The sequence below is a fragment of the Streptomyces sp. NBC_00461 genome, from assembly GCF_036013935.1.
In the GTDB taxonomy this organism is placed as follows: Bacteria; Actinomycetota; Actinomycetes; order Streptomycetales; family Streptomycetaceae; genus Streptomyces.
In genome coordinates this window covers 7,618,524-7,631,187 of record NZ_CP107902.1, presented here as the reverse complement: position 1 = coordinate 7,631,187, position 12,664 = coordinate 7,618,524, and the positions used below count along the sequence as shown (strand labels likewise).

The following is a 12,664-nucleotide window of genomic DNA, read 5'->3' as shown; positions in this document are numbered from 1 at the left end:
ACGAACGTGACGACCGGAGCCACCGTCTGGCTCACGGGTCTGCCGAGCGCCGGCAAGACCACCATCGCGTACGAGCTGGCCGGCCGGCTGCGCGAGGAGGGCCACCTCGTCGAGGTGCTCGACGGCGACGAGATCCGCGAGTTCATCTCGGCGGGCCTCGGCTTCAGCCGCGAGGACCGGCACACGAACGTGCAGCGCATCGGCTTCCTCGCCGAACTGCTCGCCCGTAACGGCGTCAAGGCGCTCGTCCCGGTGATCGCGCCCTACACGGACAGCCGCGAGGCCGTCCGCAAGCGCCACCAGGAGGGCGGGGCGGCGTACATCGAGGTGCACGTGGCGACTCCGGTCGAGGTGTGCTCCGTACGGGATGTGAAGGGTCTGTACGCCAAGCAGGCGGCGGGCGAGCTGAGCGGGCTCACCGGGGTCGACGACCCCTACGAGGAGCCCGAGACGCCCGATCTGCGCATCGAGTCGCAGCATCAGAGCGTCCAGGAGTCCGCGGCAGCGGTCCACGCGCTGCTCACCGAAAGGGGACTGGCATGACGACGACCGTCGCCGAGGCCGAGGAAGGTACGGGCGCCCCGTACGCCCTCTCGCACCTGGACGCGCTGGAGTCCGAGGCGGTGCACATCTTCCGTGAGGTGGCAGGCGAGTTCGAGCGGCCGGTGATCCTGTTCTCCGGCGGCAAGGACTCCATCGTCATGCTGCACCTGGCGCTGAAGGCCTTCGCCCCCGCGGCGGTCCCCTTCACGCTGCTGCACGTGGACACCGGGCACAACTTCCCCGAGGTCCTGGAGTACCGGGACCGTGCGGTCGCCCGGCACGGTCTGCGCCTCCACGTGGCCTCCGTACAGGACTACATCGACCGGGGTGTGCTCAAGGAGCGTTCGGACGGCACCCGCAACCCGCTGCAGACGCTGCCGCTGACCGAGAAGATCCAGGCCGAGAAGTTCGACGCGGTCTTCGGCGGCGGGCGCCGCGACGAGGAGAAGGCCCGGGCCAAGGAGCGGGTGTTCTCCCTGCGCGACGAGTTCTCGCAGTGGGACCCGCGCCGCCAGCGCCCCGAGCTGTGGAACCTGTACAACGGCCGGCACGCCCCCGGCGAGCACGTCCGCGTGTTCCCGCTCAGCAACTGGACCGAGCTGGACGTCTGGCAGTACATCGCCCGCGAGGGCATCGAACTGCCGCAGATCTACTTCGCGCACGAGCGTGAGGTGTTCGCCCGCAACGGCATGTGGCTGACGGCCGGGGAGTGGGGCGGACCGAAGGACACCGAGACCGTCGAGAAGCGGCAGGTGCGCTACCGCACGGTCGGCGACATGTCCTGCACCGGCGCCGTCGACTCCGAGGCCGTGACGCTGGAGGAGGTCATCACCGAGATCGCCGCCTCCCGGCTGACCGAGCGCGGCGCCACCCGCGCCGACGACAAGATGTCCGAGGCCGCGATGGAAGACCGCAAGCGCGAGGGGTACTTCTAAGCATGAGCACGCTCACGACCGAGGAACTCTCGGCCACGACCCTGCTGCGGTTCGCGACGGCGGGCTCCGTCGACGACGGCAAGTCCACCCTGGTGGGCAGGCTGCTGCACGACTCCAAGTCGGTCCTCACCGACCAGCTGGAGGCCGTCGAGCACGCCTCCCGCAACCGCGGCCAGGAGGCCCCCGACCTCGCGCTGCTGACGGACGGCCTGCGGGCCGAGCGCGAGCAGGGCATCACGATCGACGTGGCGTACCGCTACTTCGCCACGGCCAAGCGCCGGTTCATCCTCGCCGACACCCCCGGCCACGTGCAGTACACCCGCAACATGGTGACGGGTGCCTCCACGGCCGAGCTGACGGTGATCCTGGTCGACGCCCGCAACGGCGTCGTCGAGCAGACACGTCGCCACGCCGCGATCGCGGCCCTGCTGCGAGTGCCCCACGTGGTGCTGGCCGTCAACAAGATGGACCTGGTCGACTACAAGGAGCCCGTGTTCGCCGCGATCGCCGAGGAGTTCACGGCGTACGCGCTGGAGCTGGGCGTCCCGGAGATCACGGCCATCCCGATCTCCGCGCTGGCCGGCGACAACGTGGTGGAGCCGTCCGCCACCATGGACTGGTACGGCGGCCCGACCTTCCTTGAGCACCTGGAGACGGTCCCGGTCACGCACGACCTGAGCCACTGCCACGCCCGGCTTCCCGTGCAGTACGTGATCCGCCCGCAGACCGCCGAGCACCCGGACTACCGGGGTTACGCCGGCCAGATCGCGGCAGGTTCCTTCCACGTGGGCGAGGCGGTGACCGTGCTCCCGTCGGGCCGCGCCTCCCGCGTCCTGGGCATCGACCTGCTCGGCGAGCCGGTCGACGTCGCCTGGACCACGCAGTCGGTGACCCTCCTGCTGGAGGACGACATCGACATCTCGCGCGGCGACCTGATCGTGCCCAGCAAGGACGCCCCGGCGACCACGCAGGACATCGAGGCGACCGTCTGCCACGTCGCCGACCAGGCGCTCACCGTCGGCCACCGGGTGCTGCTCAAGCACGGCACCCGCACGGTCAAGGCGATCGTCAAGGACATCCCGTCCCGGCTCACCCTCGACGACCTGTCCCTGCACCCGCACCCGGGACAGCTCGTCGCCAACGACATCGGCCGCGTGAAGATCCGCACCGCGGAGCCGCTGCCCGTCGACTCCTACTCGGATTCCCGCCGCACGGGCTCGTTCATCCTGATCGACCCGAACGACGGCACCACGCTCACCGCGGGCATGGTCGGCGAGTCGTTCGCGTCCCCCGAGCCGGTCAAGGACGAGTCCGACGACGACGGTTGGGACTTCTGACATGAACTCCCTGGACATCTACTCCACGTTCGCGAAGGAGGGCGGCCGCGTCGGCAGCGGTGCGCTCGGCAGCGGGCAGGGCGGAGTGGCGCGATGTGTGCGCTGACGTACGCGCACTGCTTGCGCGCCCTCACCCCCCACCGCCGTAGACGAAAACATGCCGACCTCCCGGCCACGACCTGAGAGACCGTGACCGCCGGGCCAACGAGGGGAAAACCTCCCGTGCCTGTCAACCGCTCAGCCCTCCTTCGCCGCGGCATCGCCGTGGTGGCCGCACTCCCGCTTCTCACGCTCGCCGCTTGCAGCTACGGCTCCAAGTCCACGGCCGACAACGCCAAGGAGAAGGTCGCCGCCGGTTCGTCGAAGATCGACGGGCTCGACTCCGTCAAGATCGGCTACTTCGGCAACCTGACCCACGGCACCGCGCTCGTCGCCCGTCAGCAGGGCTTGTTCCAGAAGGAGCTGGGCGCCACCAAGGCGGACTACCAGATCTTCAACGCCGGTCCCTCGGAGATCGAGGCCCTCAACTCGAAGTCCATCGACATCGGTTGGATCGGCCCGTCCCCGGCGATCAACGGCTACGTCAAGTCGGGCGGCAAGGGCCTGAAGATCATCGGCGGTTCGGCCTCCGGTGGTGTGAAGCTCGTGGTCAACCCGAAGAAGATCAAGTCCCTGAAGGACGTCAAGGGCAAGAAGATCGCGACCCCGCAGCTCGGCAACACCCAGGACGTCGCGTTCCTCAACTGGATCGCCGACCAGGGCTGGAAGGTCGACGCGAACACCGGCAAGGGCGATGTGTCGGTGGTCCGCACCGACAACAAGATCACCCCGGACGCCTACAAGTCCGGTGCCATCGACGGTGCGTGGGTGCCGGAGCCGACCGCGTCGAAGCTGGTCGCGGCGGGCGGCAAGGTGCTGCTCGACGAAGCTTCGCTGTGGCCGGACAAGAAGTTCGTGATCACCAACATCGTCGTGCGGCAGGACTTCCTCAAGGAGCACCCGAAGGCGGTCGAGGCCGTGCTGAAGGCCTCCGTCGAGGCCAACAAGTGGATCAACGCCAACCCTGACCAGGCGAAGGCCACGGCGAACAAGCGGCTGGAGGCGGACTCCGGCAAGGCGCTGCCGGCGGACGTCCTCGACCCTGCGTGGAAGTCGATCCAGTTCACCGACGACCCACTGGCCTCCACCCTCAACACCGAGGCGGCCCACGCGGTCAAGGCCGGTCTGCTGGAGAAGCCGAACCTGACGGGCATCTACGACCTCACGCTCCTCAACAAGGTCCTCAAGGCCGAGGGCGCGAGCACGGTCGACGACGCAGGCCTCGGCACCAGCTGATTTCCGACCCGAGTTCCCAGGAGGTGACGACCATGGCCACGACCACGACGCTCGCCAAGGCCGAGGAATCGGTGGAGCACGCCGCTCGTCTTGAGCACGTCTCGAAGTCCTTCGCAGGACCGGGCGGGCAGCAGCTCGTCCTGGACGACATCAGCCTCGATGTCGCGCCCGGCGAGTTCGTCACTCTCCTGGGGGCCTCGGGCTGCGGCAAGTCCACACTGCTGAACCTGGTGGCGGGACTGGACAAGCCGACCGCCGGCTCCATCGCGACCGACGGCCGCCCGGCCCTGATGTTCCAGGAGCACGCGCTCTTCCCGTGGCTGACCGCGGGCAAGAACATCGAACTCGCCCTCAAATTCAGCGGGGTTCCGAAGAACGACCGGCGCGCCAAGGCCGAGGAGCTGCTCGCACTCGTGCGGCTGAAGGGCGCGCACGGCAAGCGCGTCCACGAGCTGTCGGGCGGTATGCGCCAGCGCGTGGCGCTGGCCCGCGCACTCGCTCAGGAGAGCAACCTGCTGCTGATGGACGAGCCGTTCGCGGCCCTCGACGCCATCACGCGGGACGTACTGCATGACGAGCTGACGCGAATCTGGGCGGAGACGGGCGTGTCCGTCCTCTTCGTCACCCACAACGTGCGCGAGGCCGTCCGGCTCGCGCAGCGGGTGATCCTGCTGTCGTCCCGTCCGGGGCGGATCGCGCGCGAGTGGACGGTCGACATCCCGCAGCCCCGTCGCATCGAGGATGCGCCCGTGGCCGAACTGTCCCTTGAGATCACCGATGTACTGCGTGGGGAGATCCGCCGTCATGGCCAGCACTGAGACAACGCCGGCGCAGGACGCCGGGAGCGTCGAGGCGGGCCTCGACGCGCTGGAGACCACGGCCACCGGCCATACGCCCTTCAGCCAGACCTTCAAGAACAAGATCCTGCCGCCCATCATCGCCATCGCCGTGGTGCTGGTGGCCTGGTTCCTCCTCTACCCGGTCGTCGACAACCCGTCGAAGCTGCCCTCCCCCGCCGATGTGTGGGGCGAGGTCGAGGACCAGTGGCTCAAGGGGACCTTGCTCGACTACATCTGGGGCAGCGTCTCCCGAGGTCTGCTCGGCTTCCTGCTCGCGCTGGCCATAGGCACGCCGCTGGGCCTGGTGGTGGCGCGGGTGAAGTTCGTGCGGGCGGCGATCGGTCCGATCCTCTCCGGTCTGCAGTCGCTTCCTTCGGTCGCCTGGGTCGCGCCCGCGGTGATCTGGCTGGGCCTGGACAACTCGGTGATGTTCACGGTGATCCTGCTCGGCGCCGTTCCCTCGATCGCCAACGGCCTGGTGTCGGGCGTCGACCAGGTGCCCCCGCTGTTCCTGCGTGCGGGCCGCACGCTGGGCGCGACGGGACTGCGCGGCACGTGGCACATCGTGATGCCGGCGGCGCTGCCCGGCTATGTGGCCGGTCTGAAGCAGGGGTGGGCGTTCTCCTGGCGTTCGCTGATGGCCGCCGAGATCATCGCTCAGTCACCGGACATGGGTATGGGTCTGGGCCAGCTGCTGGAGGTGGGCCGTACGAACAGCAGCATGGCTACGGTCTTCCTCGCGATCCTGCTCATCCTGTTCGTCGGCATAGCGATCGACCTGCTGATCTTCAGCCCGCTGGAGCGGTGGGTGCTGCGCAGCCGCGGTCTGCTGGTGAAGAGCTGATTTCCATGCGAACTGCGAAGCCGGTCCGCCCCGTCCTTGTAGTGATCGCCCACGGCAGCCGCGACCCGCGGCACGCCGCGACGGTGCACGCCCTCGTACGCCGGGTGCGCTCGCTGCGCCCGGACGTACGGGTGGAGACCGGCTTCCTGGACTTCAACATCCCGTCCGTGCAAGGGGTGTTGGAGTCCCTGGCGGCGGAGGGCGTGCGGGAAGTCGTAGCCCTCCCCCTCCTCCTCACCCGCGCGTTCCACGCGAAGGCGGACATCCCGGCGGTCCTGCGGGACGCACCGCCGCAGCTCCGTATCAGCCAGGCGGAGGTGCTCGGCCCCTCTCCCCTTCTCCTCTCCGCGCTCGAACGGCGTTTGTACGAGGCGGGGTTGACGCCCGCCGACAAGTCCTCGACCGGGGTCGTGCTGGCCTCGGCGGGGTCCACCGACCCGGAGGCGATCGCAGTGATCGCAGAAATCGCGCGGGAGTGGCGGCACACCGGTTGGTGCGCCGTGCGGCCTGCGTTCGCCTCCGCATCCCTTCCCCGGACCGAGGACGCGGTACGGGAACTCCGGGCACTCGGCTGCGAGCGGGTGGCCGTCGCCCCGTACGTCCTTGCCCCCGGCTTCCTGCCGGACCGCATAGCGCGGGGCGCGGCGGAGGCCGACGTACTCGCCGATGTGCTCGGCCCGGCGCCGGAGGTGGCGCGGGTGCTCCTGGAACGGTACGAGGCGGCACGTGTGCCGCGACTGGCGGCTGTCGGCGCCTGATCGAGCGGGACCGGCCCGCAGCGCTCGGCCTGCCCGGTCCGGTCCGTCCGGTCCGCCCGGTGTTCGAGGTCCAGGTCGTGCCGTCCCGCCGTGCGCTGGGCACGGCGGGACGGGGAGTGGCGGGACGAGGTCGACGACCTCAGGACCTGGTCGTCGCCTGGACCGTGGCCGTCGGTCCGGTCCCGGCCGCTGTCACCGCCGCGACGGAAACCGTGTACGAGGTTCCGGGCTTCAGGCCGCCGATCACCCGGAACATGCCCTTGGCCGAGGGCTGGGTGACCAGGGCGTCCCTGCCGGTGACGTCGATCGGGTCGCGGCCGTCGGAGACGGTCACCCGGTAGCCGGTGATCTTCGCGTCCCCGGTCGCGGTGGGCGGAGTCCAGGACAGGGTGGCCGCCGTGGATGCCGTGCGCAGTCTGGGGCCGGTGGGTGCGCCCGGCAGGGTGCTTGCCGCCGTGGGTGTCAGTGGCAGCGAGGCGAGGGACGGGGCGCTGCTGCCGTGGGCGTTGTTCGCGCTCACCGTCGCGGTGAACGGCCCGCCGCCCGAGGGTAGTTGGCGGATCCGCACCAGCGCCGTGCGCTTGAAGTCGGCAGCGGACACGCTTTGCTGGCCGACCTGGTTGCCCGTGGCGGTGTCATACGCCCGTGCCGTGTACGAGGTCACCGGCGAACCCCCGTCCGCGAAGGTCGGGTTGAAGGTGATGTACAGCGCGTCCGCGCCCGCCGTGCTGGTGCCGACACGGGACGGCGCCTCGGGAACGGAGGGCGATGGGACGCGGCGATCCAGCAACCCCCGGTAGGCGGGCTCGAGTCCGGCGTTGTCGAGGATCTCCGACGGTACGTCGGACGGGGCGGTCATGATCTTGTTGCCGGCCGTCACCAGCCCCTTGTTGTCGCCGTCGGCCGTGCCCTCCTCCCACCAGTTGTCCTTGACGAGGGTGGGGTCGTTGTTGCCGAGGGCGTCGCGGTAGTCGGTGTGGCGGGAGGCGACGTTGGCGTAGGAAGCGTTGTAGAGGACGTTTCCCTCGACGGTCTCGTAGGTGCAGCCGTTGTCGGTGTAGACGCTCTTGCCGAGGCCCCACTGGTCGTGGATGACGTTTCCGGCGACTTTCTCGCCGTCGGTCATGGACGTCCCCGTCAACCCCTGGGTGTAGATGCCGCCGCCGTCGTCGAGCATCTGCATGTAGTCGACGATCAGGTTGTCGCGGACGGTGTTGTCGTGGCTCGGGTTCGGGGTCGCCGGGTCGCCGATCTTGTCGGGCCAGCCGCCCCAGCCCAGCGAGATCGCGGAGTAGCCGACGTGGTCGATCTGGTTGTGGGCGATGGTGTTGCGCTGGGTGTAGCCGTTGAGGATGGCGACTCCGCCGTGGTACTCGCGGGGCAGGGCATAGAGGTGATTGTTTGTCACCTGCACGCCGGAGGCGGCGGGTTGGCCGTCCACTCCCCCGATCTCCAGGCCGTTTCCGGAGATGTCGGTGAAGATGCTGCCGCTGACCGACGAGTCCTTGCTCCCTGCGCCCAACTCCAGGCCGGAGGCGCCGAGATGGGTGAAGACGTCGTCGGCGAACTCGATGCGCTGCCCGTACGCCAAGGACACGTTGCCGGGCATCTTCGTCCAGGACGCGAAGGGGCAGGTGCCGCCGTCGACGTACTGGCACAGGCCCTGCGTGGCCCAGCCCTTGTCGCCGGTGACGGTGTAGCCGGCCTGGATCTCGGAGAAGCCCTCGGGACGGGAGGGCGTCAGCCAGGTCGCGTAGCTGAACTGGATACCGCGGAAGGCGATGTCGTGCACGGGCGCGGATGCCGTGCCGCCGCCGTCGACCAGTTTCTCGGCTGCGGCGGCCTCGACGTCGGCGCGGGCGAGGTTCTCGCCCTCGCGGGGCAGGTAGTAGACCTTGTGTGCGGCCTTGTCGAGGTACCACTCGCCGGGCTGGTCGAGGAGTTCGTAGGCGTTCTCGATGTACGAGGCCTTGCCGTTGTTGGTGAGGTGCCCCGGGCCGACCATGCTGACCGTGCGCCCGGGGATGGCGGGGAACTCGACCCGCTTGTTGGAGTTGTCCCAGCACGGCTGGACCATCGTGATCGTGGTGCCCTCGGCGGAGGCGATACGGCAGCGCGGCTCGGTCCACTGGCCGAGGCCGTTGCGCTCGATGTTCCACAGCGCCTCGCCGCTGGTGTAGACGAACTCGGCGTCCGAGGGGTGCTTCCAGTGGGCGATGGTGTCCGAGGAAGCGGTGTAGCCGGTCGCCGTCTGCGTCAGCTGGACGGGCACGGCTCCGCGGGCGCGCTGGGCGCGACTTCCGTCGACGTACAACTGCCGTGTGTCGGTGAGGCCTTGGGGTGCGGGTGCGGACCACAGCCCCTTGCGGCCGGGGACCTGGTGCCAGCCGACGACCTCGCGGCCGCCGCTGACGACCGTGCCACGGGCACCCTGCCAGATCACCCGGTGGCCGTTCGTGCCGGAGTCGCGGGCGTCGAGGGCGAGCGGGCCCGACTGGCGGTAGGTGCCGGAAGCGAGGTGGACCGTGAGGTCGGACTTCAGGTCGGCGGCGCGGGCGCGGACCAGGTCGCGGGCGCGTTGCAGGGTGCGGACGGGATGTCGTGCGCTGCCGTCGGCATGGTCGTTGCCGGCCGGTGAGACGTAGAGGTCGAAGGTCGCGGCCTCGGCGGGGGCCGCGAGGCCCGGAACCCCGAGGGCCAGTACGGCGGTGACAAGGGTGACGAGGGCGGCTCTTCGGTGCGTGGGCATATACCCCTCCCGTGGGATCAGCCGGATCAGCCTGTACCCAACGTCGGGAAAGGTAGGAGCATTTGGATGCCCCAGTCAATGAATGGGACAGGATTGGACGCACCGGTCTCGCGATCCGACTAGATTCATCGGATCAGTCGAAGCTGAGTGACCCCGTGCGTGTGCGCTTCAGCTCGAAGAGGTCCGGGTCCGTGGCCAACACCCGGAAGCTGTCGAAGAGTTCGGCCGCACGGCCGCCTCGCGGGATCGCCCGCAGCACCGGCCCGAACCACACCGTTCCGTCGACATGCAGGGTCGGCGTCCCCACATAGCCGCCCGACTCCGGCTCGACGCCGGCTTCGTGGCTGCGACGTACGGCCTCGTCGTACGACGGGTCGTGGGCGGCGGCCGCGAGGTCGGCGTCAAGGCCCAGCTCGGCGAGGGAGTCGGCGATCACGGCATCGAAGTCGTCGGTCTTGCGCTCGTGGATGCGCGTGCCGAACGCGGTGTACAGATCACGCAGGACCTTCTCCCCGTGCCGTTCGGCGGCGGCCACGGCGACCCGCACCGGGCCGATCGATCTGTCGACCAACTCCCGGTACCAGTCGGGGAGTTCGTTGCCGAGGTTGTGCAGATAAAGGCTCATGGCGTGGAAGCGGAGGTCGAGCGGGCGCTCGCGCTCGACCTCCAGCAGCCAACGGGAGGTGATCCAGGCGAAGGGGCACGCGGCGTCGAACCAGAAGTCGACGCGGGTGGGAGAGGTGCGAGAGGTGTTCGTCGTCATGCTCTCGACGGTAGTCGCCGATTGGTTCAGTTTATTGGACCAATTAAGAAGTGTTTCCATGGCCCAATCAGGCGCATGAGACACACCTTCACTCGTTCTCACATCAGGCGCATCAGGCCGGAGCGAGCTTCGGGTCCCGTCCGCTCGATGCGAGTGCGCGGTCGAAGACGGGCGCGTCGTCCGGCACGGGCACCTGGTCGGCGAAGCCGTCGTACTGGCGGTAGAGGTCACCGTGCTTCTCCACCACGCCGAGGACGAAGCGGGCCGCGTCGTCCGAGACGCGGAAACGCTGGCCGGTGGCGGTGGCGACGTCCCAGCCATGCAGCGCCATCTCCTTGATGACCATCGAGGCGATCTCGGCGGCGGGCATCTTCGCCATGCCGAGGTCGACCTCGCCCTCCCACACCGCCGGCTCGGACCAGGCCGCCACGGCGCGGTCCAGCTGAGCGGCGTAGGCGGCGGGCCAGTCGGGGTCGGCGGTGAAGTCGCGGGAGGTCAGCTCGTCGGGGAGCTGCTTGCGCAGGGCGCGGTGCTCCAGGCCGTGGGAGGTGTAGAGGACCCAGTGGTTGACCAGGGCACGGACGTCCCAGTCGGGGCAGTGGGTAGCCTCGCCGAGCCGGTCCGCCGGGACGCCGCGCGCGACACGCGCCGCCTCGGCGGCACACTCGGTCATGTACGTGTGCAGGTGCTTGGGGTCGTCGTACGTCATGCACCCCACGCTAGGGAGCGGCGACTCAGGACTCTTGAACAAACGCGACAGCCTCGTCGGCCCGCCGGACCAGTTCCTCGATCGGCATCGACCCTGCCGCGCGGCGTTCGCGCGCGAAGGTGTTGGCGAGCTGCTGGAGCAGGTCACTGAGCGGGGTCGGGGCACCGTACAACCTGCCCAGCAGGGCGATCTCACCGTTGAGGTAGTCGGCCTCGACGGCGCCCGTGCCCCGGCTCAGGGACTGCCAGGTGGAGCCGCCGCCGCGCGGGGCGCCCTCCAGAGGGACCAGGTCGACCTTGTGACCGCGCCGCGTCTGCTGCTCCTCGACGCTCGCGTACGGGATCCCGGCGGCGTCGAGCACGGCCTCGCCCTCGGCCCGTACCCGCGCGCACAGGGAGATCCGGCTCTCCTGGCCCCCGTCCTCCCCCGCCAGCGCCTGGACGGTGTTGGTCAGATTGGTCAGCAGCTTGGCGTACTGCCAGCGCAACACGTCCGGCACGACCGGCGCCTCGAGGAACCTCGTCTTCTCCAGGTCGGCGGCGACCAACCGCGCGGTCTCGTCGGTGCCGTGGGGATACCGGCCCAGATGCAGGATGCCGGTGAGCGGGGCGCCGCCCGCGGAGACGACGCCCGGTTCCAGGAACGTCGCCGGCAGCCAGACGCAGACGCCGTAGACGTGCCGGAAGACGCGCAGAGCGAGCCGCTGGCCCTCCACACCGTTCTGCGCGCAGAACAGGGGCAACCGCTCGGCCGCGGTGCCGCCGCCCGCGACCGGCGCCACGCCCCAGGTCTGCAGCGCGCTGACGGTGTCCTGTGTCTTCACGGCGAGGACGAGCACGTCGTCGGCCCTCAACTCGCCCAGCTCGCCCGGTTCTTCGACGGCCGGCAGCCGGTATGTGTACTCCCCGTCCGGCACCTGCAGCCGCAGCCCGTCCGCCCGCAGGGCCGCGTGATGCGCGCCCCGCGCGACCAGCACGACCTCGTGCCCCGCCCCTGCCAGACGGCCGCCGATCACACCGCCGACGGCACCTGCTCCGATGATCACGTAGCGCATGGGAGGAGCCTCGCACAGTCGTGTGTACCTGCCATGAAGGGCCCTGTCGCAGGGTCACTCCCGCGTGAGCTCGACCAGCTTCACGACGGTGTTCCAGTTGCGGGTGGTCGCGATCACGCCCTTGTTGATGCGGGGCTTCGCGAGGTGCTCGGCGAGTTTGGAGCGGCCGAGGCCCTCGGGGGCGTAGAGGTACAGCTCGCGGTCGCCGAGCCGGAACTCCTCGGGGAGGTAGGCCTCCCGGTCGATCTCCGCGAAGCGCTGCGCGTCGACGGACTCGGAGAAGTAGGTGACGTGGAGCTGCTTGGCCTCCAGCTCGGCGGCCGGGAAGGGGCAGGCCTCCGCCACGGCCGTCAGGTAGGCGTGGTCTCGGACGATCACGTCGACCCGGAAGCCGAACTGCTTCTCGATCGCCTGCGCGAGTTCCGCGGCCAGGGACTCCTCGTCGCCGCGGCCGGTGGCGAAGACGGCCTGGCCGCTCTGCAGGTGGGTGCGTACGCCGTCGTGGCCGAGGCCTTCCATCAGCTGTCGCAGCTCGGCCATCGCGAGCTTTTTCCTGCCGCCCACGTTGATCCCGCGCAGCAGCGCCGCATACGTCGTCGTCATCCGCTCACCATAAGTCCGCGGACCTTGAGGCGGCCGTCGTGCCCCGTGGGGGTGGGCACGAGGGCCGCCGTCCGCGCGGGGCGGACTGCGCGAAACTCTCGCCCAACGGCGGGGCCCGGAGCAACACCTTCACGTACCTGTGACGTGTTCATCAAGGTTTCGTAATGACAAAGAGGAGCGATGCCGACGGACCGG

General features: G+C 69.6%; 12 protein-coding genes. 7 read left to right on the top strand and 5 right to left on the bottom strand.

Annotated features, from left to right (window positions below; all coding sequences use genetic code 11):
* The first annotated feature begins 6 nt into the window (after positions 1-6).
* The 7 genes from cysC (at position 7) to OG870_RS35430 (ending at position 6,591) form a co-directional block, all read left to right on the top strand.
* Positions 7-543: an adenylyl-sulfate kinase gene (gene cysC, locus OG870_RS35460; protein WP_266523226.1), complete on the top strand. Its 537-nt coding sequence runs from the start codon at positions 7-9 to the stop codon at positions 541-543.
* A complete protein-coding gene (gene cysD, locus OG870_RS35455; RefSeq protein WP_266590848.1) occupies positions 540-1,478 on the top strand; it encodes a sulfate adenylyltransferase subunit CysD in 939 nt (312 codons plus the stop codon). Before cysC ends, cysD begins: the two co-directional genes overlap by 4 nt.
* 2 nt (positions 1,479-1,480) lie before the next feature.
* On the top strand, positions 1,481-2,815 hold the full coding sequence (locus OG870_RS35450) for a sulfate adenylyltransferase subunit 1 (RefSeq protein ID WP_266590846.1): 1,335 nt from the start codon (positions 1,481-1,483) through the stop codon (positions 2,813-2,815).
* Between the two features lie 222 nt (positions 2,816-3,037).
* Positions 3,038-4,150: an aliphatic sulfonate ABC transporter substrate-binding protein gene (locus OG870_RS35445; protein ID WP_266523219.1), complete on the top strand. Its 1,113-nt coding sequence runs from the start codon at positions 3,038-3,040 to the stop codon at positions 4,148-4,150.
* Between the two features lie 32 nt (positions 4,151-4,182).
* Positions 4,183-4,968 (top strand): ABC transporter ATP-binding protein, encoded by a 786-nt coding sequence (locus OG870_RS35440; RefSeq protein WP_266523216.1) that lies wholly within the window; start codon positions 4,183-4,185, stop codon positions 4,966-4,968.
* A complete protein-coding gene (locus OG870_RS35435; RefSeq protein WP_266523214.1) occupies positions 4,955-5,833 on the top strand; it encodes an ABC transporter permease in 879 nt (292 codons plus the stop codon). The genes OG870_RS35440 and OG870_RS35435 overlap by 14 nt, the downstream gene beginning before the upstream one ends.
* A gap of 5 nt (positions 5,834-5,838) precedes the next feature.
* Complete coding sequence (locus tag OG870_RS35430) at positions 5,839-6,591, top strand: sirohydrochlorin chelatase (protein ID WP_266523212.1); 753 nt, start codon at positions 5,839-5,841, stop codon at positions 6,589-6,591.
* A gap of 139 nt (positions 6,592-6,730) precedes the next feature.
* Here the strand turns inward: OG870_RS35430 and OG870_RS35425 are convergent, their stop codons facing one another.
* From OG870_RS35425 to OG870_RS35405, 5 genes are all read right to left on the bottom strand, one after another.
* Positions 6,731-9,340, bottom strand: coding sequence for a fibronectin type III domain-containing protein (locus tag OG870_RS35425; protein WP_266590836.1), 2,610 nt, complete (start codon positions 9,338-9,340; stop codon positions 6,731-6,733).
* A gap of 133 nt (positions 9,341-9,473) precedes the next feature.
* Complete coding sequence (locus OG870_RS35420; protein WP_266590834.1) at positions 9,474-10,103, bottom strand: mycothiol-dependent nitroreductase Rv2466c family protein; 630 nt, start codon at positions 10,101-10,103, stop codon at positions 9,474-9,476.
* A gap of 112 nt (positions 10,104-10,215) precedes the next feature.
* Positions 10,216-10,812: a TIGR03086 family metal-binding protein gene (locus tag OG870_RS35415; protein WP_266590832.1), complete on the bottom strand. Its 597-nt coding sequence runs from the start codon at positions 10,810-10,812 to the stop codon at positions 10,216-10,218.
* Between the two features lie 25 nt (positions 10,813-10,837).
* The gene (locus tag OG870_RS35410; RefSeq protein WP_266590830.1) at positions 10,838-11,866 is read right to left on the bottom strand and encodes a ketopantoate reductase family protein; all 1,029 of its coding nucleotides are present in this window, start codon (positions 11,864-11,866) and stop codon (positions 10,838-10,840) included.
* Positions 11,867-11,920: 54 nt separating this feature from the next.
* Positions 11,921-12,469, bottom strand: coding sequence for a DUF1697 domain-containing protein (locus OG870_RS35405; RefSeq protein WP_266590828.1), 549 nt, complete (start codon positions 12,467-12,469; stop codon positions 11,921-11,923).
* Positions 12,470-12,664: the final 195 nt, after the last annotated feature.